Source organism: Bacillus sp. AFS002410 (assembly GCF_002556365.1).
Lineage (GTDB): Bacteria > Bacillota > Bacilli > Bacillales > Bacillaceae_G > Gottfriedia.
Genome location: NZ_NUEU01000080.1, coordinates 1 through 22,340, shown reverse-complemented (window position 1 = coordinate 22,340; position 22,340 = coordinate 1). Strand labels below are relative to the sequence as shown.

Here is a 22,340-nt window from a genome sequence, read left to right as displayed (position 1 = left end):
TAATTAATTAACTTATCATTCTACTGCCTTTTTTCTAAGAAAAAAGAGGAGTGGAAGTAAAATGCCAGTAATTATCAACAAAGATCTACCTGCTACGGAAATATTAACGAATGAAAACGTTTTTTATATGACGAAAGAACGAGCGGAGACTCAAGATATTCGACCGCTACAAATAGGTATATTAAACTTAATGCCTACTAAAATTGAAACTGAAACGCAAATATTACGTTTAATTGCAAACTCTCCATTACAAGTGGATATTGATTTAATTGGTACTGAATCATACAAGCCTAAAAATGTGTCTGAAGAACATGTTTCCAGCTTTTATAAAACAATTTCACAAATTCAAGATACAAAATATGATGGCTTTATTATAACGGGTGCTCCAGTAGAAACATTAGAGTTTGAGGAAGTTGAATATTGGTCAGAGTTAAAAGAGATTATGGAATTCACAAAAGAAAATGTAACGTCTACACTTCATATTTGTTGGGGGGCACAAGCTGGACTTTTCCATCATTATGGTGTGCCTAAATATCCATTAACTAAAAAAATGTTCGGCGTATTTCCGCATACAGTAGAAGATCGATTTATAAACCTCGTACGTGGATTTGATGATGAGTACTATGTTCCACATTCGAGACATACTGAAGTTCGAAAAGAAGATATTGAAAGTGTAGGAGAATTAAAGATTTTAAGTTTATCTGAAGATGCAGGCGTCCATCTTGTTATGAGTGAGGACGGAAAACAGATTTTTGCGACAGGTCATCATGAATATTGTATTGATACGTTAAAATCTGAATACGAAAGAGATGTACAAAGAGGCGTGGAAATTGATATACCAAAAAACTATTTCAAAAATGATAACCCAGAAAAGTCACCGATTGTACGCTGGAGAAGTCATGGAAATCTATTATTTTCGAATTGGTTAAATTACTATGTTTACCAAGAAACCCCTTACAATTTATGATTTTATCATTTTAGGTTCATAATTTTGTAATATTTTAGATAATAATAATTGGAAAATTTAAAAAAATGTTTGCTATTTCCATAAACTATTCCCATAATGGAAATAATATCAAATTTTAACGGAGGAGATCATATGAAGGACTGTATTTCAATTGGCCTATTAGGACTTGGAACTGTTGGAAGTGGTGTTGTAAAAATTGTTGAAGATCATCAAGACAGACTAGCTCATCAAATCGGTTGTTCTGTAAAAGTAAAAAAGGTTTTAGTAAAAGACCTTGAAAAGGAGCGTTCTGTTTCGATTCAGAAGGATTTACTAACAACAGAAGCATACGAAATATTAGATGATGCTGAAATAGATGTTGTAGTAGAGGTAATGGGTGGAATTGAAGATGCAAGACATTATATACTACATGCTCTTCGAAATAAAAAACATGTCGTAACAGCAAATAAAGATTTAATGGCATTATATGGTACAGAACTACTCCGTGTAGCAAATGAAAATAAATGCGATTTATTCTACGAAGCTAGCGTTGCAGGTGGAATACCGATTATTCGTAGTTTAGTAGATGGTTTAGCATCTGATCGTGTAAACAAGCTGATGGGAATTGTCAATGGAACGACAAATTTCATCCTTACAAAGATGAGCAATGAAGGAAAAGCTTATGAAGATGTCTTAAAAGAAGCACAAGAGTTAGGATTTGCTGAAGCAGACCCAACATCTGATGTTGAAGGATTGGATGCTGCTAGAAAAATGACGATTTTAGCAAAATTAGGATTTTCAATGGATGTTGAACTTGAAGATGTTCAAGTACGTGGGATCAGCTCAGTTTCTTCAGAGGACATAGATTACGCTAAATACTTTGGATATACAATGAAATTAATCGGCTATGCAAAGAGAAATGATAATCGTATTGAAGTTAGTGTTGGACCGACTTTAATTGCGCACAATCATCCATTAGCATCTGTAAGCAATGAATTTAATGCAGTGTATGTATATGGTGAAGCTGTAGGTGAAACGATGTTTTATGGACCAGGTGCAGGCAGTTTGCCAACAGCAACTGCAATCGTGTCTGACTTAGTTGCAGTGATGAAAAATATGCGTTTAGGTGTAAACGGAACAAGTGCTATCTTACCTCAGTATCCAAAAGAATTAAAAGAAGATGATGAAATTTATTTCAAGTCATTCTTCCGATTTACTGTAAAAGATCAATTAGGATCGTTTGCTAAAATTACTTCTCTATTTACAGAGTCAGATATTAGTTTTGAGAAAATTATTCAAGTTCCTTTAAAGCATAAAGGGCTAGCTGAAATTATCTTAGTAACTCACAATGCCTCATACTCGTCTTATAAAAAAGTAATTGAAAGTTTAGAAACATCTGATGTAGTCGATGAAGTTCGTAGCTATTATCGAATTGCAGGTGAAGAATGAGATGTATAAGGGTTTAATTGAAAAATACTCAACGTACTTACCTATTAATGAAGAAACGCCACAATTAACATTAAATGAAGGGAATACTCCATTACTTTATTTATCACGTTTGTCACAGGAGTGGGGTATCGAATTATATGTAAAACTAGAAGGTTTAAATCCAACTGGTTCATTTAAAGATCGTGGTATGGTTATGGCAGTTGCTAAAGCTAAAGAAGAGGGCAGTACAGCAATTATTTGTGCATCGACAGGAAATACTTCTGCTGCGGCTGCCGCTTATGCAGCTAGAGCTGGTATGAAATGTTTCGTGATTATTCCAAACGGAAAAATTGCATACGGCAAACTCGCGCAGGCTGTAATGTATGGCGCACATATCATAAGTATCGATGGGAATTTTGATCACGCGCTTCAAATGGTAAGAAAAATTAGTGAATCTGAACCAATTACGTTAGTAAATTCAGTTAATCCATATCGAATTGAAGGCCAGAAAACAGCTGCTTTTGAAATATGTGAACAATTGGAGGAAGCACCTGAAATACTAGCAATCCCGGTTGGTAATGCTGGAAATATTACAGCTTATTGGAAAGGGTTTAACGAATATCAATTAAAACATGGTATTAAATTACCTAAAATGCATGGTTTCCAAGCAGCGGGTGCTGCACCGATTGTAAATAATAAAAAGATTGAAAATCCAGAAACAATTGCAACGGCTATTCGAATCGGAAACCCTGCAAGCTGGGAATATGCAGTAAATGCCATACAGCAATCAGATGGTGCAATCGATAGTGTAACAGATGACGAAATTTTACAAGCTTATAAATGGATTGCATCAAAAGAGGGAGTATTTGCAGAACCAGGTTCATGTGCAAGTATTGCCGGGGTCTATAAACAAGTTCAGTCTGGTGTAATTAAAAAAGGCACTAAAGTAGTAGCCATTTTAACAGGCAATGGATTAAAAGATCCTGATATCGCAATTGAGTCAAGTAAAATCGAACCCATTTTATTACCAAATGAAGAAAAGATTGTATTAGAACATTTACAAGGTGTGGTTTCTATATGAAAAAGCTTTTCCAAATAACCGTTCCTGCAAGCACTGCAAACGTAGGGCCAGGATTTGATTCAATTGGTATTGCATTTAATCGGTATTTAACAATTGAAGTATTCGAAAATGATAAATACAGTTGCGAGGGATTTAGTGATTATTTAAAAAATATACCGCTAGATCAAACAAATTTAATCTTTCAAACAGCTATTGAAGTTGCCAAAGCAAATAACAAAACATTGCCATCTTGTCATCTAAAGCTTGAAAGTGATATTCCGCTTACAAGAGGTTTAGGAAGTAGTGCTTCTGCAATAGTCGGAGGCATTATATTAGCAAATGAACTTTGCCATTTAAATTTATCATTAGAAGAACAACTACAAATAGCAACCGCATTAGAAGGTCATATGGACAATGTTGGTGCCTCACTTTATGGTGGGCTAGTTATAGGGACTTATATCGACGGAAAAGCTTATATTCAACAATCAACTATAAATAAAGTATCAGTAGTAGCAATAATCCCTACATACGAATTAGAAACAATTCATGCAAGAAATATTTTGCCCGCAACAATTCCGTATAAGGATGCTATTCTATCTAGTAGTTTTAGCAATCTATTGATTACAGCACTACTAAAGGAAGACTGGAAATTAGCAGGCGATATGATGAAAAGAGACTTATTTCATGAACCATATCGCAGCAAAATCGTAAACGAATTAGATACTCTTAAGAAACTGAAATTACCTGAATTTGTACACGGTTTTGTGCTTAGCGGTGCTGGTCCTACTGTACTAGCTTTTGTTTCCATAGAAAGTTGCTCAGTAGCCACTACATATTTCAAAAACTTATTTCCAAATTGTGAAGTAAGTGAGATTAAAATTGAAAATGAGGGTGCAAAAGTTAAACACTCAATTCATTCTAATTAGAAGAAAACCACTCAACTCTTTTTGAAGTTGAGTGGTTTCTTTCTTGTACAGATAAAAAGTAAAATGCGTGTAAATAATAAGGCTAAAACAGTAAATAACCTAGTGTAGAGTGCAAATAAAAGCTGAAAAGGGCTATTAAAACTGAAAGTCCAGTAAAGAAGTAAAATGCAATTAAAGCGGTGGATACTGCAAATAAATCAGTGCGAGTGCAAATAAAAAATATAAAACTGCAAATAAATCAGTGTAAGTGCAAATAAAAAGACTAAAACTGCAAATAAAAATAGCAAAACTGCAATTAAAATTTTCCAAACTGCAATTAAATTCAGTAAAATTGCAAATAAGTCATTTTATCATGAATAAATTAAGCGGAAATCGTAAGAAATAACAAAAAAATGAGTAGTGTCAGACAGTTCAAAGCAAAAAATTACTTTTTTTCGGAGTGTTGAAATATAAAATAGTCAATTATTAATATGTTAGAGATCTATTTGGTGGTAAATTTTTAATCTTTTGATGATGCTATTTATTTTAATAGATAATTTGTTGGTGGGATCACAATAATCTTTATTGATTGCTCTTTTTCAGAATATAAAAATTTGATATACAATATTAGCAAAATCGCCGAGTATTTTACTTGTCTAAGTAGGGGAAGAGGAGCGGATAGCTCTCGACTCCTATGTATATGGGGGAAACCTGAGAACCAGCAGGAGCGCCGAGGAGGCATAAGAATCTCACCCCATGGAAAGCGAGAGTCCTCTAGCGAAAATCAGCAACTTACAGCTTCCTTTACTTTGAAAAAAATCTTGAAAATACCATCTCAATTATAGTGGAGACTAAAATTGATCAAGCTTCGTCGTAAATATAACTTTTAGTTTATCTATTTCTTTTTTCCTTCATATATTTCTCAGCAAGCAATTGCTTAACTTGATTATAAGTTAACCCAGAATCTGCATTTTTTCTCTTTACTTCAGTAATATCAGTTCCTGTTATAGTAAATCGTTTATCTTTCATTTGTTTTCATCTCCAAAATAAAATCTTTAATAATATTGTTTATTAGTTAAATGGAAAATATGCTCTTAAAGAACTACAAATTAATATCCAAAAAATGTTAAAATAAATGGTAATAAAAAGGTAGGAGATAAAACAATGCATGAAATCTTATTTGGACTATTAGGTTTTGTTTTTCGGATATTGTCATGGCTTGTTACTCAAGTAATCGTTTCCTTTTTTATCGAATATTTGCCACAAAAGTTTTTTGGCTATTCGTTTTATGAGAAAGAAACTGAATTGATTCAAGAGCGAATGGAATTATTGAAGAAAGAAAAGTGGTTTAAACCATACGAAGTATATTTTCTTGAAATAACACAAAGAAAAAGTATTCAAAAGTTAATTTTGAAAGTAAATATGCATGAAATATTATCAAGTGAAGAAAAAAGAATTGAATTTTTAAATGAACTAGATCGTCGATTATTTGATTTAAATTCAAATCGAAAAACGAGCCTCAATTAAGGCTCGCTTTTTTTATTTCTTATAAACTTTTACAGTTACTGTTTTAACTCCCCATTTTAGGGCATTTTTCTGACTTGGGATAAATACATCAATTTTATTACCTTTTAGCGATCCGCCAGTATCACCAGCAATAGCATAACCATAGCCTTCTACATATACTTTAGATCCTAAAGGAATAACTTTTGGGTCAACCGAGATAACTTTTACTTTAGGATTCTTTTTTAAATCTATTCCAGTAGCTGTTTTTCCACTACATCCTTTACAACTACCAGTGTAAGCAGTAGCTTTCATTTTAATTACTTTGTATGGAGTAGCAGATTTAGCTGTTGTTTTTTTAGTTGTTTTTTTCTTAGTTGTAGGTTTAATTTGTAATACTTGATTTACTTTTATAAGATCAGATTTTAAATGATTCCAAACTTTAATTTGAGAAACTGTTACCTTTTGCTTTTTTGCAATTGCAGATAAAGTATCACCAGATTTTACTTTGTAAGTTGCAGCATATGTATTTGTCGTAATTCCCATTGTTAGAACAACAGTAGTAACAAAACATGTTATTAGTTTTTTCATATTTCTCTCTCCTGTCGATTTCTATGTGTCTACTTTACCATGGAAATATGACAGTAAGATTTCAGTAACTTTATTTTATGTTACAAATATATTACCTTTTTTTATAATATTCTATCAATTCTATCTATTTACAACAGTTAAATTCGACAGAAAATGCTTATAAAACCAGTAATAGTAAGGTGTGAAGGCTAAAGGACTTCGCTCCGTTTTGTGTAATTTTGTCATATTAAGCGGCTGATAATTCCTTAAATTAATGGGATTAATAGTGTTTTTTATTAATAAAATCGTTATTTTTACCGATTAACTATTGTTAATGAAGCAAAAAAGAGCCCTTTTATTAACGTTCAATTAAAACGAATGTAACAATTAGTGGAGTTTTGTAATATTTGACGATCATTTTCGTGTAAAGTTTACTAAATTTCATTACTAATTTTTTCTATTTAGATGGACACAAAAAATTAATATTAAAACGGAAGTTTATTTAAAAAAATGCATAAAATGTTTGATTGAACATTATTTCAACAAGCTTGTGTCCCAGTTCATTTTGGTAAAAAGTAGTATGATTAGACTAAATATTTTGAATAATGTATAATAACTAATGTACTTAACAAACCAAAAGGTGGGGTCGTATGTCAACGAATACATATTCACTTACGTGGGATATAGATGTTTTCTTTAAAGGAGGAAGTGAGTCTCCTGAATTTGCAGCATACATAATAGAAGTAACTAGTTTAGTAGAAAGATTAGAGAGACAAGTTTCAATGTTTACTGCTCCAAAAAGCAGTGATGATACTGAGGAATTAAATGATATCATTAGTAATATTGAAGTAATAGGAAAGAAACTATCTCAAGCTAGTGCATTTGTAAGTTGCCTGCAAGCTCAAGACATGGCTGATCAAAAGGCTAATTTATTAAGAGGGACATTAACTCAGCTACATGCAAAATTCTCTACCTCTTTAACAAAATTCCATAGTGAATTAACTAAAATAGAAGATTCTGTTTGGAATACTATTTTAGAAAGTGATGAGTTTAAAGAAATTTCGTTTGTATTAAATGAGCGACGTCAAAAATCAAGCGAATTATTATCTGTTGATCAAGAATCATTAATTACAGCACTTTCTGTGGATGGCTATCACGGATGGGGTCAAATGTATGACACTGTTGTTGGAAAAATGCAAATTGAATACGATGATAAAATTCTATCAGTTGGTCAAGCATCAAATCTATTTTCTTCTAAAGACCGAAATGTTCGAAAAGAGATTTTTGAGAAATGGGAAGAAACATGGGGAAATGAGTCAGATTACTTCGCAAAAATATTAAATCATCTTGCTGGTTTCCGTTTGAGCGTATATGGACAACGTGGATGGAATAATGTATTAAAAGAACCGTTATCAATTAATCGTATGAGCCAAGAGACACTTGATTCAATGTGGGGAGCAATAATTGACAATAAAGCTCCGTTTGTTGAATATCTACAAAGAAAAGCTAAATTACTAGGCGTTGAGAAATTAAGCTGGTATGATTTAGATGCACCTGTTGCAGATACTGACTCTGCTATTTCATATTCTGAAGGTGCAGAATTTATCTTAGATCAGTTCAAGCAATTTGGAGACGAATTAACAGATTTTACTAAGATGGCATTCGAAGATTCTTGGATTGAAGCAGAGGATCGCCCTGGTAAACGTCCTGGTGGATTCTGCACAGGATTTTCTGAGAGTGGTCAATCTCGAATTTTTATGACATATTCAGGAACACCATCGAATGTTTCAACATTAGCTCATGAATTAGGGCATGCTTTCCATTCTTTTGCGATGAAGGATGTTCATACACTTAATAAACATTACGCGATGAATGTTGCTGAAACAGCTTCAACTTTTGCAGAAATGATTGTTGCTGATGCAGCAGTTAAAAATGCAAATTCAGATGAGGAACGTCTTGCTCTTTTAGAAGACAAAATCCAACGAAGTGTTGCATTTTACATGAATATCCATGCTCGCTTCTTATTTGAAACTCGTTTTTATGAAGAGCGTAAAAATGGTGTTGTAAGCAAAAATCGAATAAATGAACTAATGGAAGAAGCTCAAAAAGAGGCATATTGTGGCGCATTGGATGAGTATCATCCACATTTCTGGTCATCAAAATTACATTTCTATATTACGGGTGTACCGTTCTATAACTTCCCATACACATTTGGATACTTATTCTCTTTAGGAATATATGCAAAAGCGTTGGAAGAAGGAAAATCTTATGAACAGAAATACATTGCACTATTAAAAGATACTGCTTCAATGACAGTAGAAGAATTAGCTCAAAAACATTTAGGTGTTGATTTAACGAAACGTGATTTCTGGGAGAAAGCTGTAAAACTATCTCTTAAAGACGTAGAAGAATTTTTATCGATCACTTAAATGATAGCTTTTTATGAAGAGGACTCGTTTAAATACGAGTTCTTTTCCTGTTTTATGTACTTTTATTAAGATTTTTGAAGATTTATTAAAAAGAGATAAGAAAATATGGAGGGGTTTTTTAATCATTACCTCTTTAGTCAGGGGAGTGACTAAATTGAATAGTTTTAAGTTTTTAAAACCATACAAAATTACAATTTTTGCAGCAATCGTTTTTTTATTTTTGGAGTTAGTTGTTGAATTATTTCAACCTTATATTTTATCGAATATCATCAACAACGGGATTGTCCAAAAAGACATGTCTTATGTTACTAAATGGGGATTAGTCATGATTGTGTTATCAATCGTAGCCTTCATTGGTGGTGTATTAAATACTTTCTATGCTACTCATATAGCACAGAGCTACTCTTTTAAATTACGAAAGACGCTTTTTGAGAAAGTACAATCATTTTCATTTACGACTTTCAGTTATTTACCTACTTCGTCAATTATTACTCGTCTTACAAATGACGTTTCACAATTACAAAGTGCAGTATTTATGAGTTTAAGGATCATTTTAAGAGCACCACTAATCGTAGTTGGTAGTGTTGTTATGGCATTAATTTTGGATTGGAAACTATCATTAGTAATTTCATTAATTTTGCCGTTCTTATTTATCTTTCTAAACTGGATGGTAAAAAAAGGTAGAAGACTATTTAAAAATGTTCAAGATAATGTAGATGTTGTAAATAGCGTCCTTAGAGAAAATTTAGTTGGAATGAAATTAATTAAAGCATTCGTAAGAAATAACTATGAAAATAAACGTTTTCAACATATAAATCAAAATCTAAAACAAAAAACATCAGTTGCATTAAGAACGATGGAAATAACGATGCCGGTTATGCTTCTGTTTATGAATGCATGTATTTTAATCGTATTATGGTTTGGTAATAGTAAAGTACATTCACATGAAACAAATATTGGAAATATCGTTGCAATCGTGAATTATATTTCTCGTATCACTTCATCTTTTTCGGTTTTCTCTTTTATTATTAGTGCGTTCTCAAGAATGAGAGCCTCTTCAGAACGAATCGATGAAATTTTAACGATTGAAGAAGACTTTGTAGAAAAGAACGAAGGAAACAAAATCGAAAATCGTTTAGAAGGTAAAATTCAATTTCATCAAGTTTCTTTCAGTTATCCAAATGATGAAACGAGTGTTTTAAAAAATATCTCATTTGTTGCTTATCCAGAGCAAACAATTGCTATATTAGGTTCAACAGGATCCGGGAAAACATCATTATTTCAATTAATCCCTCGTTTATATGATGTTAACTCTGGAACTATTTTAATTGATGATCAAGATAGTAGAAAAATAAATAGTAAACAGTTAAGGGGACAAATAGGGTATGTACCTCAAGAAGCATTGTTATTTACTGGGACGATTAAAGAGAATTTATTAATGGGGAGAGAGACTGCAACAGATGAAGAAATTTATTCAGCTGCAAAGCATGCTCAAATTCATGATACAATTTTGTCTTTCCCAAATGGATATGAGAGTTTAATCGGTCAAAAAGGTGTTAATCTTTCAGGTGGTCAAAAACAAAGACTTGCAATCGCAAGAGCAATTATTAGAAGGCCAAGTATTTTATTACTCGACGATAGCACAAGCGCATTAGATTTAAAAACTGAAGCTAGTTTACTCGAAGCTTTAAAAGAATACCAATGTACAACTTTAATTATTACTCAAAAAATTAGCACGGCTAAAAAGGCAGATAAAATTTTAATTATTGACGAAGGTGAACTAGTAGAAAAAGGAACGCATGAAACTTTATTAAGAAGTTCCAAACTTTATAAAGCAATCTACTATTCACAATACGGAAAGGAGGAAATTCAAAATGTTAAAGGAGCTAACTAAACCTTTCCAATATAAACAATTAGCGCTCACCAAAAATAAGAAACAAAAGGAACGTGCAAACAACGTTTCATCAACAGTCAAAAGAATTTGGAATTATTTAGCGCTAATGAAGGGAAAACTAGTTGTCGTACTTTTTTTAGTTTTAGCAAGTGCTGGTCTTGGATTATTAGGACCTGTATTAGTTGGATATTCAATCGACCATTATATTTTAAAAAATAATTTAAGTGGTCTATCTTGGCTAATACTCGCTTTAGTGTTCATCTATGTAGGTTATTCTGCATCATTATTTTTACAAAATTTTTGGATGATCGATATTGCTCAAAATACAGTAACTAAAATGAGAACAGAATTATTTAATATGTTTCACAAGTTGCCAATGTCATTTTTTGAAAAGAGACAACACGGTGAATTAATGAGTCGTGTTACGAATGATTTAGAAAATGTAAGCTCAACATTAAATACATCTGTAATCCAAGTATTTTCAAGTGTGTTAACTTTAGTCGGGACTGTTTCAGTTATGCTTTGGTATAGTCCAATCTTAACTTTACTGACACTTTCGATAGTACCAGTTTTAATTGTCGGGATTAGATGGATTACAAATCGTACAGGTCAGCTTTATAAAATCCAACAGCGAAATTTAGGGGAATTAAATGGTTTTATAGAAGAAACTGTATCTGGGCAAAGAATTATTAAAACTTTTTCACAAGAAGATAAAATGATTCGAGATTTTTTAAATAAAAATGAAAAACTGAAAAACTCTGGATTTTGGGCATTTATTTTCGCTGGATTGATTCCAAAGTTCATGAACGTTTTAAACAATGTAAGTTTTGCGATTATTGCAGGGATTGGCGGATACTTTGCGTATAAAGGTCATATTTCAATCGGTACAATTGTTGTATTTACGGAGTATTCAAGACAATTTACACGTCCACTAAATGATTTATCAAATCAATTTAATACATTACTATCCGCTATCGCTGGAGCAGAACGAGTATTTTCAATTATTGATGAAGATATTGAAGCAAGCGACGAATCTCACATCGTAAATGATCAAAAAGTAATTTTAGGTGAAGTTGAATATAAAAACGTTGGCTTCTCATACGGTAAAGATACAAATACTTTATCAAATGTTTCATTCAAAGCGTCACCAGGTGAGACTGTAGCTTTAATTGGACCTACAGGAGCGGGTAAAACGACAGTAGTAAATTTACTTTCACGCTTTTATCAAATCAATAGTGGTGATATACTCATAGATGGTGTAAGTATTGATCAATATTCTAGAAAAAACTTAAGACAACAAATGGCATTTGTTTTACAAGATTCATTTTTATTTAAAGGAACTATTCGAGAAAATATAAGATATGGTCGTTTAGATGCAACAGATGAGGAAGTAGAAGAAGCGGCTAAACTAGCTAATGCACATAGTTTTATTATGAAATCTTCGACAGGATATGATACAATTTTACAACAAGATGATCAGCAAATTAGTCAAGGTCAAAAGCAACTTCTCTCAATTGCTAGAGCAATTCTAGCAAATCCAGCAATTTTAATTTTAGATGAAGCAACAAGTAGCATCGATACAATCACAGAAATTAAAATTCAAGAAGCTTTACAAAGACTAATGCAAGGCCGAACTAGCTTTGTTATTGCGCATCGACTAAATACAATTAAAAATGCTAATCAGATACTTGTTTTGAAAAATGGAATGTGTATTGAGAGAGGTTCACATGAAGAATTAATCGATAAACAAGGCTTTTACTATGAATTAGTAAAACATCAGGGGATGAATGAAGAGCATATACAATAAAGGGTGGAAGCATGGATTACAATTCGTTTAAAGAAATTATTCACGGAAGAAGAAGTATTCGAAAATATACTGATCAAGCAGTTTCAAATGAAGTGATTGAAGAAATCATCGACTGCGCACGTTATGCTCCAAGTGATACAAACTCACAAACTTGGGAATTTATCATTATTAAAAACACAGACAAAATTAAAAAAATTGAAGAAATGACATGGGATTCATTACATGAAGTTGCTGAAAAAGCTAAAGAAAAAGGCCTAGAAAAAGAAGGGAAATTACTAGTTCGTTCTTTTGGACCATACGCAACTGCATTTAGAGAAGCACCAGTCTTAATCATTTGTTTAGCAACACCTTACGAATCAAAATTCAGAACAAAAATCTTTGATCCAATCGGATTTGTCGAAAATGAAGTTTGGAAAGAAGAAGGAATTAAAAGTAGCTGTCTAGCATCACAAAACTTAATGTTAGCAGCACATGCACTAGGATTAGGAACTTGCCCAATGACAGGTCCAGTCCTACTAGCACAAGATAAACTAAGAACGTACCTAGATATACAAGAAAACCGTGAAATCAACATGGTAATCTCACTTGGCTATCCATCTGAGCCAGCAAAAAAACTTGCACGTAAAGATGTAGCAGAAATTATCCGCTACGTTGATTAATTATTGATCGACCCACAAGGGAAATACAATTCCTTGTGGGTTTTTTGTTGTTTTTTCGTGAACTTGAAGAAGAAGTGGGTGGGGAATAACGAAAACAATATGAAATTATGGAAAATTGTTGAGAAATCGTGATATACAATGTGAAATTACGGAAAATCAACGGGAAATCATGGGGAACAATCTGAAATTATGGAAAATCGAAGAGAAATCGTGATATACAATGTAAAATCACGGAAGATTAACAAGAATTAGTGTGGAACAACCTGAAATTATGAAAAATCAAAGAGAAAACGTGATGAATAATGTGAAATTACGAATATATCAACGGGAACTAGTGATATATCAACCTGTTTTAATACTTTATCAACGACTTTCAGTAATATATCAACGAAGTTCACAACTTTATCAATATAGTTCACTTAGTGTTCGTGGTTTTTAATAGCGTCTCATTTGTCAGGTAGCTGCATTAAATAAGGTCGAGCGTCTTATGAACTAAAAGTGAGGAAATATGAACAAAAACAAGCAATTTATGCACAAATTTTCCTGCTTTATGCACGAAGTTCACAACTTTATGATCAAAGTACATAATTTGTTCGTATTTCAAAATCATGCTAACACATTAAATTATGCAATTTTACTTCTATTCTAAAAATTATACTAGTATAAAATAACGTTTGAATTTATATAAGTATATCTGTATAATTACTCAAGTGACTAAAAAGTAGAAGATTTTTTATATTGAAAGGTGTAGTATCATCATGGATTCATCAAAAAAATTAGGTGTAATGGGTTTATCATTTTTAAGTATTAATGCAATATTAGGATTACGTAATATTGCTTTTGCTTCAACAATCGGTCCTTCCGCGTTATTTTATTGGATTGTTGCAGCGTTAATATATTTTATTCCAATTGGATTAATTGTAGCTGAATTATCTACTACCTATCCTAATCAAGGCGGTATGGGCGTTTGGGTTCGAAAAGCATTTGGGGAAAAGGCTTCATTTTTATGTTCTTGGTTTTTCTGGATTGCTAATTTTACGTATTATCCATCACTTTTATTAACAACAACTATTGCAATTGCATATGGAATTAACCAGCCACAAATGGCTAGTCATCCGATGAAAACGGCAATTATTTCTAGTGTGATATTTTGGATTGTTACTTTACTAACATTAAAAGGTACAAAAATGAGTGGAAGACTTGCATCAATCGGTGCACCACTTGGGGTATTAGTGCCAGCAATTTTAATCTTTGGTTTTGGTTTTTATAGTATGTTTAGTGGCGAGCCAAGTGCAACACACTTTACTCAAAGTTCAATCATGCCAAATAATCTATCGTTTGGAACAATTATGTTTTTGTCTACATTAATGTTTGGTTTTTCAGGCGCAGAAATGCTTGGAACAATTGCAGGGAATGTAAGAAATCCTCAAAAAACATTTCCAAGAGCAATTTTTATAACTTCAATCATTATTGCAGCAGTATATATCCTTGCAACAGTAGCATTTCAATTTGTTATTACAATTTCATCTGATCAAACAGCGACAGCACTTTACTTGTTTGCAGATAAAGTAACATCTCAATTCGGATTGAATTTTTCACTTTCACAAATTTTAGGAATCTGCTTTCTATTAGCATTTGTTGGATCTCTGTCATTTTTAATTTTGAATCCAAGTGTCATGATTGCTGAAAGTGCAAAAGATGTACTTCCTAAAAATTTACTAAAAGAAAATAAAGATGGAATGCCATCATTTTTAGTTTTAGGTCAAGCGGGTGCGGTTACGTTAATTTTAATTCTTTCAGCTTTTGTGCCTAGTGTGTCTAAAGCTTTGAATATGTTGATTTTAATGTCAACATTAGCATTTTTCATACCATATGTATTTTTAATTAGCGCATATATTAAACTTCGCATGACTGACAAAGAAATTGAAAGACCATTTAAAATTAAAAAAACTTCAGTTGCAATATTTGTTGCGGTAGTAGGGATGATCTCAGTAGTTGGTACAATCGGATTAACACTAATTCCTGCACCAGATACAACTTTATTAGAGTATTTACCAATTGTACTAGGGCCGATTTTATTTGGATGTATCGGATTTATCCTATATGCTAACGGAACAAAAGGTAAGAAAGACCGAATGAAAAACTAATAAAAAACACCTAAATTATTTAATAAAATAATTTAGGTGTTTTTTTAATTTCTTTAGAAAAGAGACTCTAATTCAGTTACTAATGAACCAACATAGTCTACAGCTTCTTTAATTGGTGCACTCGTCGTTAAATCAACACCAGCCATTTTTAAAAGTTCAACTGGTTTCTTTGATCCACCTGTTTTTAAAACTTCGATCCAAGCGTCGATAACTGGTTGTCCCTCTGTAGCAACTCTTCGCGAAATAGCAGTAGATGCAGTTAAACCAGCAGAGTAAGTATATGGATAAAGACCCATATAATAATGTGGCTGGCGCATCCAAGTTAAGCTTGCACCTTCATCGATTTCGACTGAATCTCCCCAGAATTCCTTCAGAACATTGCCTTTAACCTCACAGAATGTTGACGCTGTAAGAGGAGTACCTTTTTCAGCAAGCTCATAAACTCTTCGTTGGAATTCACCTTCAAGTAAATGAGTTACAAAATTATGATAATAAGTACCTAATAATTGAAGGATTACCCAACGCTTCATTTGTGGATCATTTGTCTGTTTTAGTAAATATTGTCCTAATAACATCTCATTAAATGTTGAAGGGGCTTCAACGAAATACATTGAAGGACGTGTATTGACAACACGTTGGTATTTATTTGCATAGTAAAAATGTCCAGCATGACCAAGCTCATGTGCAAGTACAAATGCATTTCGCATCGTATCCTGCCAGCTTATTAAAATGTAAGGATGTACACCATAAGGACTAGAACAGAAAGCACCCGTTGATTTTCCTACATTATCGCAATAATCAATCCAGCGCTCATCAAAAGCTTTTTCCATGACTGAAATGTAATCAGGTCCCATGACTTCTAGTGATTTTAAGATGGTTTCTTTAGCTTCTTCATATGTTGTACTTGGATTGAAATCGGGATCTAAAGGTGCTTTTAAATCGTAGAAATGAAGCGTTTCAAGTCCAAGTTGTTTTTTCTTTAAGTTTGCTAGTTTACGCATATGTGGAGCAAGTTCCTTATAAATAATGTTTAATTGATTATGATACATTTCTAAAGAAACTTTATGATTTTCTAATAGCATGTGAGTGACTGAATCATATTTACGTAATTTACTTAAAGCAACTTCTTTATTTACTTGAGTTGCATAAACAGCAGCATATGTATTTTTGTATTGGTTAAGAGTTTTAGTGAACGATTGATAAGCTTCTTTACGGACTGTATGATTTGGAGAGAATTCGTATAAATTTTCAAACATAGCGAACGAATTTTCTAATTCTTTTCCGTTATCATCTTCGAATGTTTCGAATTTTAAATCAGCGGATTTACTTGTTTGGTAAATTCGATATGGGGCAGAAGTGACTTCTCCAAGTGCTGCTAAAGCCTCTTCAGTTTCAGGAAGTAATTTATGTTGCTTAGATGCAATAATGTCTTCTAATAATAATTTAAATACTTCAATTTCTTTTTCTTCTTTTATAAACGCTTCTAACATTTCATTATTTAAGTTTAATAGTTCAGACTGTATAAATGTTAAAATTGTATTCGCTTTCGTACTTAAGCTTGAGAACTGTAAACTATCAGATTGGTTTTGTGGATCAGACCCATCTCCAGACTGACGTAAGCTTACATAAGTACCGCAACGAATTAATTGAAGCATAATTGATTCATAAGTTAATAATGTCTTTTTTAAATATTCCGCGGATTTTAAAACAGAACCTTTTAATGACTTTGCCTCAACTAAATCATTTTCAATAAGCTCTAAAGCATCTAACCATTCTGCACGAGTTGGATATAAATCCTCTAATTTCCATGTCATTTCAGTTGGTACTTCAACACGATTTAATCGCTTTACTAACATTTTTTCCATCAAATTGCCTCCTTTAATAGTAGTTGGTACGAGTCTATTATACTGTATAAAAACAAAATAAGGGTGAAATTATTCGATAAAATTGAAAATTATAACAATTAAAGTGCACAAGATGTCATTATTTTGATAAAATTAATTGAATTTGGTTGAAAATTTTAATATTTATAAAAATTCTTGGAAAGAAATTTTATATGTTAGGAAAGGGGTTTTTTAATAACTGATGAAAAAATTTAAAATGATTTGTTTTCTAGCTTTTGCAACTGTCGCGCTATCAGCATGTACAATTAAAAAGCCTCCACAAAATTTGGCAATCCATGCAGATGGTAGCTTTGATTCAAAAAGTATTGGAATCAAAGTGGACTCGTCACTTCCAAAAGACGCAAAACTTAGTCTAATTTTTCAAGATGATGCATCTAAGAGTATAGTCTATAAAACTACTATTAAAACAGACGAAAAGGGTTCTGCATATAAGAAAATTTTATTAGACATAAACAATAAAAAATTAACAGGATTATTATTTTTTAAGCCTGAAGAACAACCAATAGCAATCCAAGATAAATTTGGTAAATATGGTGAAAACATTAGATCGAATGCAATTGGTTATTCAGTAGGGAAAAAGAATAACGAAAAGTATATGTATATTAAGCAATATGGAACGTTCTTGAAATTTGGCAAGTTGAGAAATTCAGGAAATATTATTTATTACAAAGAAAAGATAAAGCCTATAAAGGAGGGAAAATAATGATACAAACAAGTAGAATTATTTCTAAATACCTTCTTCAATTTTGTTTAACCATATTTGGAATCGGTTTAATTACCGCGACTTCTTTTACTTTATTGTTACCAAAAGGAGAGCGCTTAGTGGAGTTTTGGAACCAACTACAAATCTTTTTTTGGAGCTTTTTTTATTTCAGTCATTTAGAAGTATACTTAAAAGATTTTCAATATGTTCCTTTTTCTTCCGTATTTTTAGAACCTTATATGTATTCATTTACGATCCTTTTTTTTGCGTTTTTAATTTCCATCATCGCAGCTTTAATTTTATCTTATGCTGTTAATATTGGACCAAAATCAGTTAGAAAAATAATAAATAGTGTACTATTTTTCATGCAATCAATACCAGATGTTATCATGATTTGTGGATTACAAATTTTCTTTTTATGGATTTTTAACAAAACGGGGGTTAAAATTGTAGACCCAGTAAACGGTTTTGAATCAAAAGCCTATGCATTACCGATCTTTCTTGTCTCAATCATTCCAACAATTCAACTATTCCAAATGTTATGTCTGGCTATTCAAGAAGAAAAAATTAAAGACTATGTAGAGTACGCAAAAGCAAAAGGTCTCTCAAATTCTTGGATTATGATTCGTCATATTTTACGAAATGTAACGATTACATTATTAAGTAATAGTAAGTTAATATTTTGGTTAATGATTTCGAATTTATTAATAGTAGAAAAATTTTTTAATATGCAAGGTTATTTTACATTTTTATTTAATAATACTGGTTCTCCTGAAATCTTTTTTATGGCGCTAGTTTTACTATTTATCCCTTTCTTTCTATTAGAAATTATCTTTAAACAAATTGTTAATAAAATGAAAGGGGGAGAAGCAGTATGAAGATAAAGAAGTATTTACCTATATTAATAGGAAGCTTTATCATATTAGGTTTAATTATCTTTAGTTTTATTTATACGTACTTTATAAAAGATACATTAAAGCCACCCCCTTCGCTGTTATACAATGCTAAAGGAAGATTAATCGATACAACAGGTTATCCTCCAAGCTTAAAATATATCTTCGGGGTAGACAGATTTGGAAGAGATGTATTTTGGATGGTAATTGACGGTGCTAAATACACATTATCCATTGCAATTATAGTAGGATTAATGAGAGTTGTATTTGGAGGAATATTAGGGGCATTTTTTGGCTTTGTAAATGGTAAATGGTTAAAAATTATTGAACCAATTATAAACGCTTTCCGTTTTGTTCCTGCAGTCATCATTTTATTTCCTTTTTTTGTATTGTTAAATGATGTTTCAGAAGCAACAAAGGAAAAAACAATTGCGATCCAACTTTCTTTATTGATTATAATTTCAATACCAGTATTGATGAATTCAATTGGTGAAGAAGTAAGAGACTATTTAAAAAACGATTTTATAACGAGCTCTAAAATCATTGGCGCTAGAAATAGCTGGATTAGAAGAAAACATGTCTTACCATATCTTCGAAGCCGTGTTTTATTATTATTTGTCCAACAGACAATTCAAACTTTATTTTTACTAACTCAATTAGCTGTTTTTAAACTATTTATTGGTGGTGTGAAAATTCTTTATCTAGACCTCGGAGTTGACAGACCGATGTCTAAAGCAAACGAATGGTCAGCAATGATTGGTGCCAATTATATAGAACTATCGATAGACACCTGGGTAATTGTAGGACCAAGTATAGCTTTTATCGTCTCAATTTTTGCTTTTAACCTAATTAAATTAGGGATTGAACGATTAATGGAGGACCAGGGACCTACTATTAAAAAGAATCAACCAATTGAAGAGAAATCCTTTTATCCTGAATTAGATGATTTTGATTTTGTGAATAAGGAAAAATTAACTGGAGCAACTGATTTAAAAGAGAAAGTACCTCAAAGTGTACAACTTGTAAGTAGATGATTTATTTGTCGTGAGCCTTTGTTCTAAATTTAGAGCAAAGGTTTTATTTTTTTTAGCTAAATGGGGTTTTTTTGTACTATTAATGTATATTTTTGATTTCTTATGCAACTAACTGGCAGTTTAGTTGCATAAGGTTTTCGTTTGGAAAATGTAGAATTTTAATAGGTAACACTAAAAATCTGAGAGGGGAAAAAATGAAAAATAAAGCAGTAGACAACTTTTTTAATTCAGCTATTTACTATTGCAACTTAGTTGAAAATTTTAATTCCAATCAGGAAAATGACAAATTAAAAAATCTTGTTATTTCACTATTGGACTTATATTCCAAAGCCCTGCTTCTTCCAGATGTTGAACCTAAAAATGCCGATTCATATGAATTTGATGTATTTCTTCCTCAAATAAACTTTGAACAATACGATTGGTACTGGGTGCTCTTTAACCCATACAATTTAAACAATATAGAGGAACCTGTATTTGGAAGTTTATCCGACGATATCTTAGATATTTATAAAGATGTTAAAGAAGGAATTTTATTATATGACCAGAATGAACAATTAGAAGCGATTTGGCATTGGAAATTTCATTTCCAAGCACACTGGGGTAGGCACGCTGTTGATGCGATACGTGCATTACATTCCATAAATTTTAATTAATCCTTGTTCAACTAAAGCATGCATTAGTTGAACAACACTTAGGGGCTGAACGATCAGTTCCTTTCTCACTTTCTGGAAGTATAGATTAATAAAAGGGCTCTTAAAAAAATAATATTGATTTACTTATGAAAAGGGGATTTTATATGATATTGGAAGCCGTTATGCTACAAGTTAAGGAAGGTATGGAAAATGACTATGAAGACGCATTTCGTGGGGCGTCAGAAATAATTTCTTCAATGAAAGGTTACATATCTCACGAATTACAGCGTTGTATGGAAGTAAAGGGGAAATATATACTACTAGTTCATTGGGAAACATTAGAAGATCATACAGTCGCATTTAGGCAATCTAACGAGTATCAAGAATGGAAAAAGCAATTACATCATTTTTATGACCCGTTTCCGACAGTCGAACATTTTAAAAGAGTTAAACTTTAGTAAGTCTTATTCAACTAAAGCATGCGTTAGTTCTACAGACTGATCGACTATTTAGTCGATTTGTTTTTGCACTAAATGACAGTTTAGATTGCAATCTAATAATCTGAATAAAACCAGTAGTAATATATACCTGTCCACTTAATTTTGTGTGAAATACTAAATGAATAAAGAAAAGTCAATTCGAAAATGAAGGACTTAAACGGATTGTATAGAAATAGAATTAAGTATTGATGGAAAATGTTATTAACTTTACGGAGGATAATATTATGGAGCAAGCTGTTGAACGAGTTTTTAAGAAAGAAATTTTACTAAATGCAGCTTCACAATTTGGGATAACCGTCGATGAAAAGCCACTCGGTGATTTTGAAAACTATATATTTAAAGGATATACAAAGGACGGAATTCCGAAAGTATTACGTTTAACTCATTCTTCTCATCGTTTAAAGGAAGAAATTGAAGCAGAGTTAATGTTTGTAAAATTTGTAAGTGAAAACGATGCGAACGTGGCTGGATCATTAGTTTCATTACATGGGAATTTGGTTGAAGAGCACATTGCTAGTGATGGGACGAGCTTCTTTGCTTCAATGTTTGAATTCGCAGAAGGAAAATTAGTAGACCGCATGAATCCAAATGAGTGGAATGATGATTTGATGTATGCTTGGGGGAAGACAATTGGAAAGCTACACGCTTTAACAGTAAATTACCCAAAAACAACAAACAGAGAACATTTGTCTGAAAATGCGTACGTAAATGGAATTCTAAAACATGAAGAGCTTGGTCTATATACAAAAAGACTTATGGAAGAAATACAAGGTTACGAGAGAAAAGATGATTCATATGGTTTGATTCATAGTGATTTACATTTTCAGAACTTCTTTATAAATGAAGAGGGCAAAATTACGGCTTTTGATTTTGATGATCTACATTATAATTATTTTATTTCCGATATCGCAATCGTATTGTATTATTCTGCTTGGGTAAGTAAGGATTCAATTGAAGAAAAGTCACAATTTGCACGAAAACAACTAGAAGTATTTAAAAAAGGATATGAAACGGAATTTCTACTAGAGGATGAATGGTATAATAGAATATCTGCGTTTTTAAAGTTAAGAGATCATACAGTGTTTTATGTATTAACAATGAAATATGAAGGGGAAGACAAAACTCAAAGAATAATTGAACTATGTGAAGAAATTCGTCAAAGAATTATTAGTGATAAGGCAATTATTGAAATTTAATTTGAAAAATATTCATAAAAAACCTCGGAAACCCTATTGAGTGTCCGAGGTTTTATTTATTTCATTTTGCAGGGGATAATTTTATTACTAAATAAATATATTTGATATTGAACTAAACCAGCTAATAGTT

Annotated in this window: 19 protein-coding genes; 16 read left to right on the top strand and 3 right to left on the bottom strand. The window is 31.9% G+C overall.

Features of this window, described 5'->3' with window-relative positions:
* The first annotated feature begins 61 nt into the window (after positions 1 to 61).
* From metA to thrB, 4 genes are all read left to right on the top strand, one after another.
* Complete coding sequence (metA, locus tag CN692_RS19425; protein WP_098120768.1) at positions 62 to 967, top strand: homoserine O-acetyltransferase MetA; 906 nt, start codon at positions 62 to 64, stop codon at positions 965 to 967.
* Positions 968 to 1,099: 132 nt separating this feature from the next.
* Positions 1,100 to 2,395, top strand: coding sequence for a homoserine dehydrogenase (locus tag CN692_RS19420; protein WP_098120767.1), 1,296 nt, complete (start codon positions 1,100 to 1,102; stop codon positions 2,393 to 2,395).
* Between the two features lies 1 nt (position 2,396).
* Positions 2,397 to 3,455 carry a threonine synthase gene (gene thrC, locus CN692_RS19415; RefSeq protein WP_098120766.1) on the top strand — a complete coding sequence of 353 codons (1,059 nt, stop codon included), beginning with the start codon at positions 2,397 to 2,399 and terminating at the stop codon, positions 3,453 to 3,455.
* Complete coding sequence (gene thrB, locus CN692_RS19410; protein ID WP_098120765.1) at positions 3,452 to 4,360, top strand: homoserine kinase; 909 nt, start codon at positions 3,452 to 3,454, stop codon at positions 4,358 to 4,360. The genes thrC and thrB overlap by 4 nt, the downstream gene beginning before the upstream one ends.
* 870 nt (positions 4,361 to 5,230) lie before the next feature.
* On the opposite strand, the gene CN692_RS26275 is transcribed toward thrB, so the two are convergent.
* Positions 5,231 to 5,368 (bottom strand): hypothetical protein, encoded by a 138-nt coding sequence (locus tag CN692_RS26275; RefSeq protein WP_098120764.1) that lies wholly within the window; start codon positions 5,366 to 5,368, stop codon positions 5,231 to 5,233.
* 135 nt (positions 5,369 to 5,503) lie between these two features.
* On the opposite strand from CN692_RS26275, the gene CN692_RS19400 reads away from it, so the two are divergent.
* On the top strand, positions 5,504 to 5,866 hold the full coding sequence (locus tag CN692_RS19400) for a hypothetical protein (RefSeq protein ID WP_098120763.1): 363 nt from the start codon (positions 5,504 to 5,506) through the stop codon (positions 5,864 to 5,866).
* A gap of 12 nt (positions 5,867 to 5,878) precedes the next feature.
* On the opposite strand, the gene CN692_RS19395 is transcribed toward CN692_RS19400, so the two are convergent.
* Positions 5,879 to 6,433, bottom strand: a complete 555-nt coding sequence (locus CN692_RS19395; RefSeq protein WP_098120762.1) for a 3D domain-containing protein — start codon at positions 6,431 to 6,433, stop codon at positions 5,879 to 5,881.
* A gap of 629 nt (positions 6,434 to 7,062) precedes the next feature.
* Between CN692_RS19395 and CN692_RS19390 the strand changes: the two genes are divergently transcribed.
* From CN692_RS19390 to CN692_RS19370, 5 genes are all read left to right on the top strand, one after another.
* Entirely contained in the window at positions 7,063 to 8,841 is a 1,779-nt protein-coding gene (locus CN692_RS19390; RefSeq protein WP_098120761.1) for a M3 family oligoendopeptidase, read from the top strand.
* Positions 8,842 to 8,986: 145 nt separating this feature from the next.
* Complete coding sequence (locus tag CN692_RS19385) at positions 8,987 to 10,735, top strand: ABC transporter ATP-binding protein (protein ID WP_373605047.1); 1,749 nt, start codon at positions 8,987 to 8,989, stop codon at positions 10,733 to 10,735.
* Complete coding sequence (locus tag CN692_RS19380) at positions 10,716 to 12,542, top strand: ABC transporter ATP-binding protein (RefSeq protein ID WP_098120759.1); 1,827 nt, start codon at positions 10,716 to 10,718, stop codon at positions 12,540 to 12,542. The genes CN692_RS19385 and CN692_RS19380 overlap by 20 nt, the downstream gene beginning before the upstream one ends.
* Before the next feature lie 11 nt (positions 12,543 to 12,553).
* A complete protein-coding gene (locus tag CN692_RS19375; protein WP_098120758.1) occupies positions 12,554 to 13,201 on the top strand; it encodes a nitroreductase family protein in 648 nt (215 codons plus the stop codon).
* A 758-nt stretch (positions 13,202 to 13,959) separates the two neighbouring features.
* Complete coding sequence (locus tag CN692_RS19370) at positions 13,960 to 15,348, top strand: APC family permease (RefSeq protein WP_098120757.1); 1,389 nt, start codon at positions 13,960 to 13,962, stop codon at positions 15,346 to 15,348.
* 53 nt (positions 15,349 to 15,401) lie between these two features.
* Here CN692_RS19370 and pepF read toward each other — a convergent pair whose 3' ends face one another.
* Positions 15,402 to 17,213: an oligoendopeptidase F gene (gene pepF / locus CN692_RS19365; protein WP_098120756.1), complete on the bottom strand. Its 1,812-nt coding sequence runs from the start codon at positions 17,211 to 17,213 to the stop codon at positions 15,402 to 15,404.
* Between the two features lie 220 nt (positions 17,214 to 17,433).
* On the opposite strand from pepF, the gene CN692_RS19360 reads away from it, so the two are divergent.
* The 6 genes from CN692_RS19360 to CN692_RS19335 all read left to right on the top strand — a co-directional run bounded on the left by CN692_RS19360 (position 17,434) and on the right by CN692_RS19335 (position 22,210).
* Complete coding sequence (locus CN692_RS19360) at positions 17,434 to 17,955, top strand: hypothetical protein (protein ID WP_098120755.1); 522 nt, start codon at positions 17,434 to 17,436, stop codon at positions 17,953 to 17,955.
* The gene (locus CN692_RS19355) at positions 17,955 to 18,833 is read left to right on the top strand and encodes an ABC transporter permease subunit (protein WP_098120754.1); all 879 of its coding nucleotides are present in this window, start codon (positions 17,955 to 17,957) and stop codon (positions 18,831 to 18,833) included. Before CN692_RS19360 ends, CN692_RS19355 begins: the two co-directional genes overlap by 1 nt.
* A complete protein-coding gene (locus tag CN692_RS19350; protein WP_098120753.1) occupies positions 18,830 to 19,882 on the top strand; it encodes an ABC transporter permease in 1,053 nt (350 codons plus the stop codon). The genes CN692_RS19355 and CN692_RS19350 overlap by 4 nt, the downstream gene beginning before the upstream one ends.
* A gap of 194 nt (positions 19,883 to 20,076) precedes the next feature.
* On the top strand, positions 20,077 to 20,535 hold the full coding sequence (locus tag CN692_RS19345) for a DUF5063 domain-containing protein (protein WP_098120752.1): 459 nt from the start codon (positions 20,077 to 20,079) through the stop codon (positions 20,533 to 20,535).
* Between the two features lie 143 nt (positions 20,536 to 20,678).
* Positions 20,679 to 20,972, top strand: coding sequence for an antibiotic biosynthesis monooxygenase family protein (locus tag CN692_RS19340; RefSeq protein ID WP_098120751.1), 294 nt, complete (start codon positions 20,679 to 20,681; stop codon positions 20,970 to 20,972).
* A 266-nt stretch (positions 20,973 to 21,238) separates the two neighbouring features.
* Complete coding sequence (locus tag CN692_RS19335) at positions 21,239 to 22,210, top strand: phosphotransferase enzyme family protein (protein ID WP_098120750.1); 972 nt, start codon at positions 21,239 to 21,241, stop codon at positions 22,208 to 22,210.
* The last annotated feature ends 130 nt before the right edge of the window (positions 22,211 to 22,340 follow it).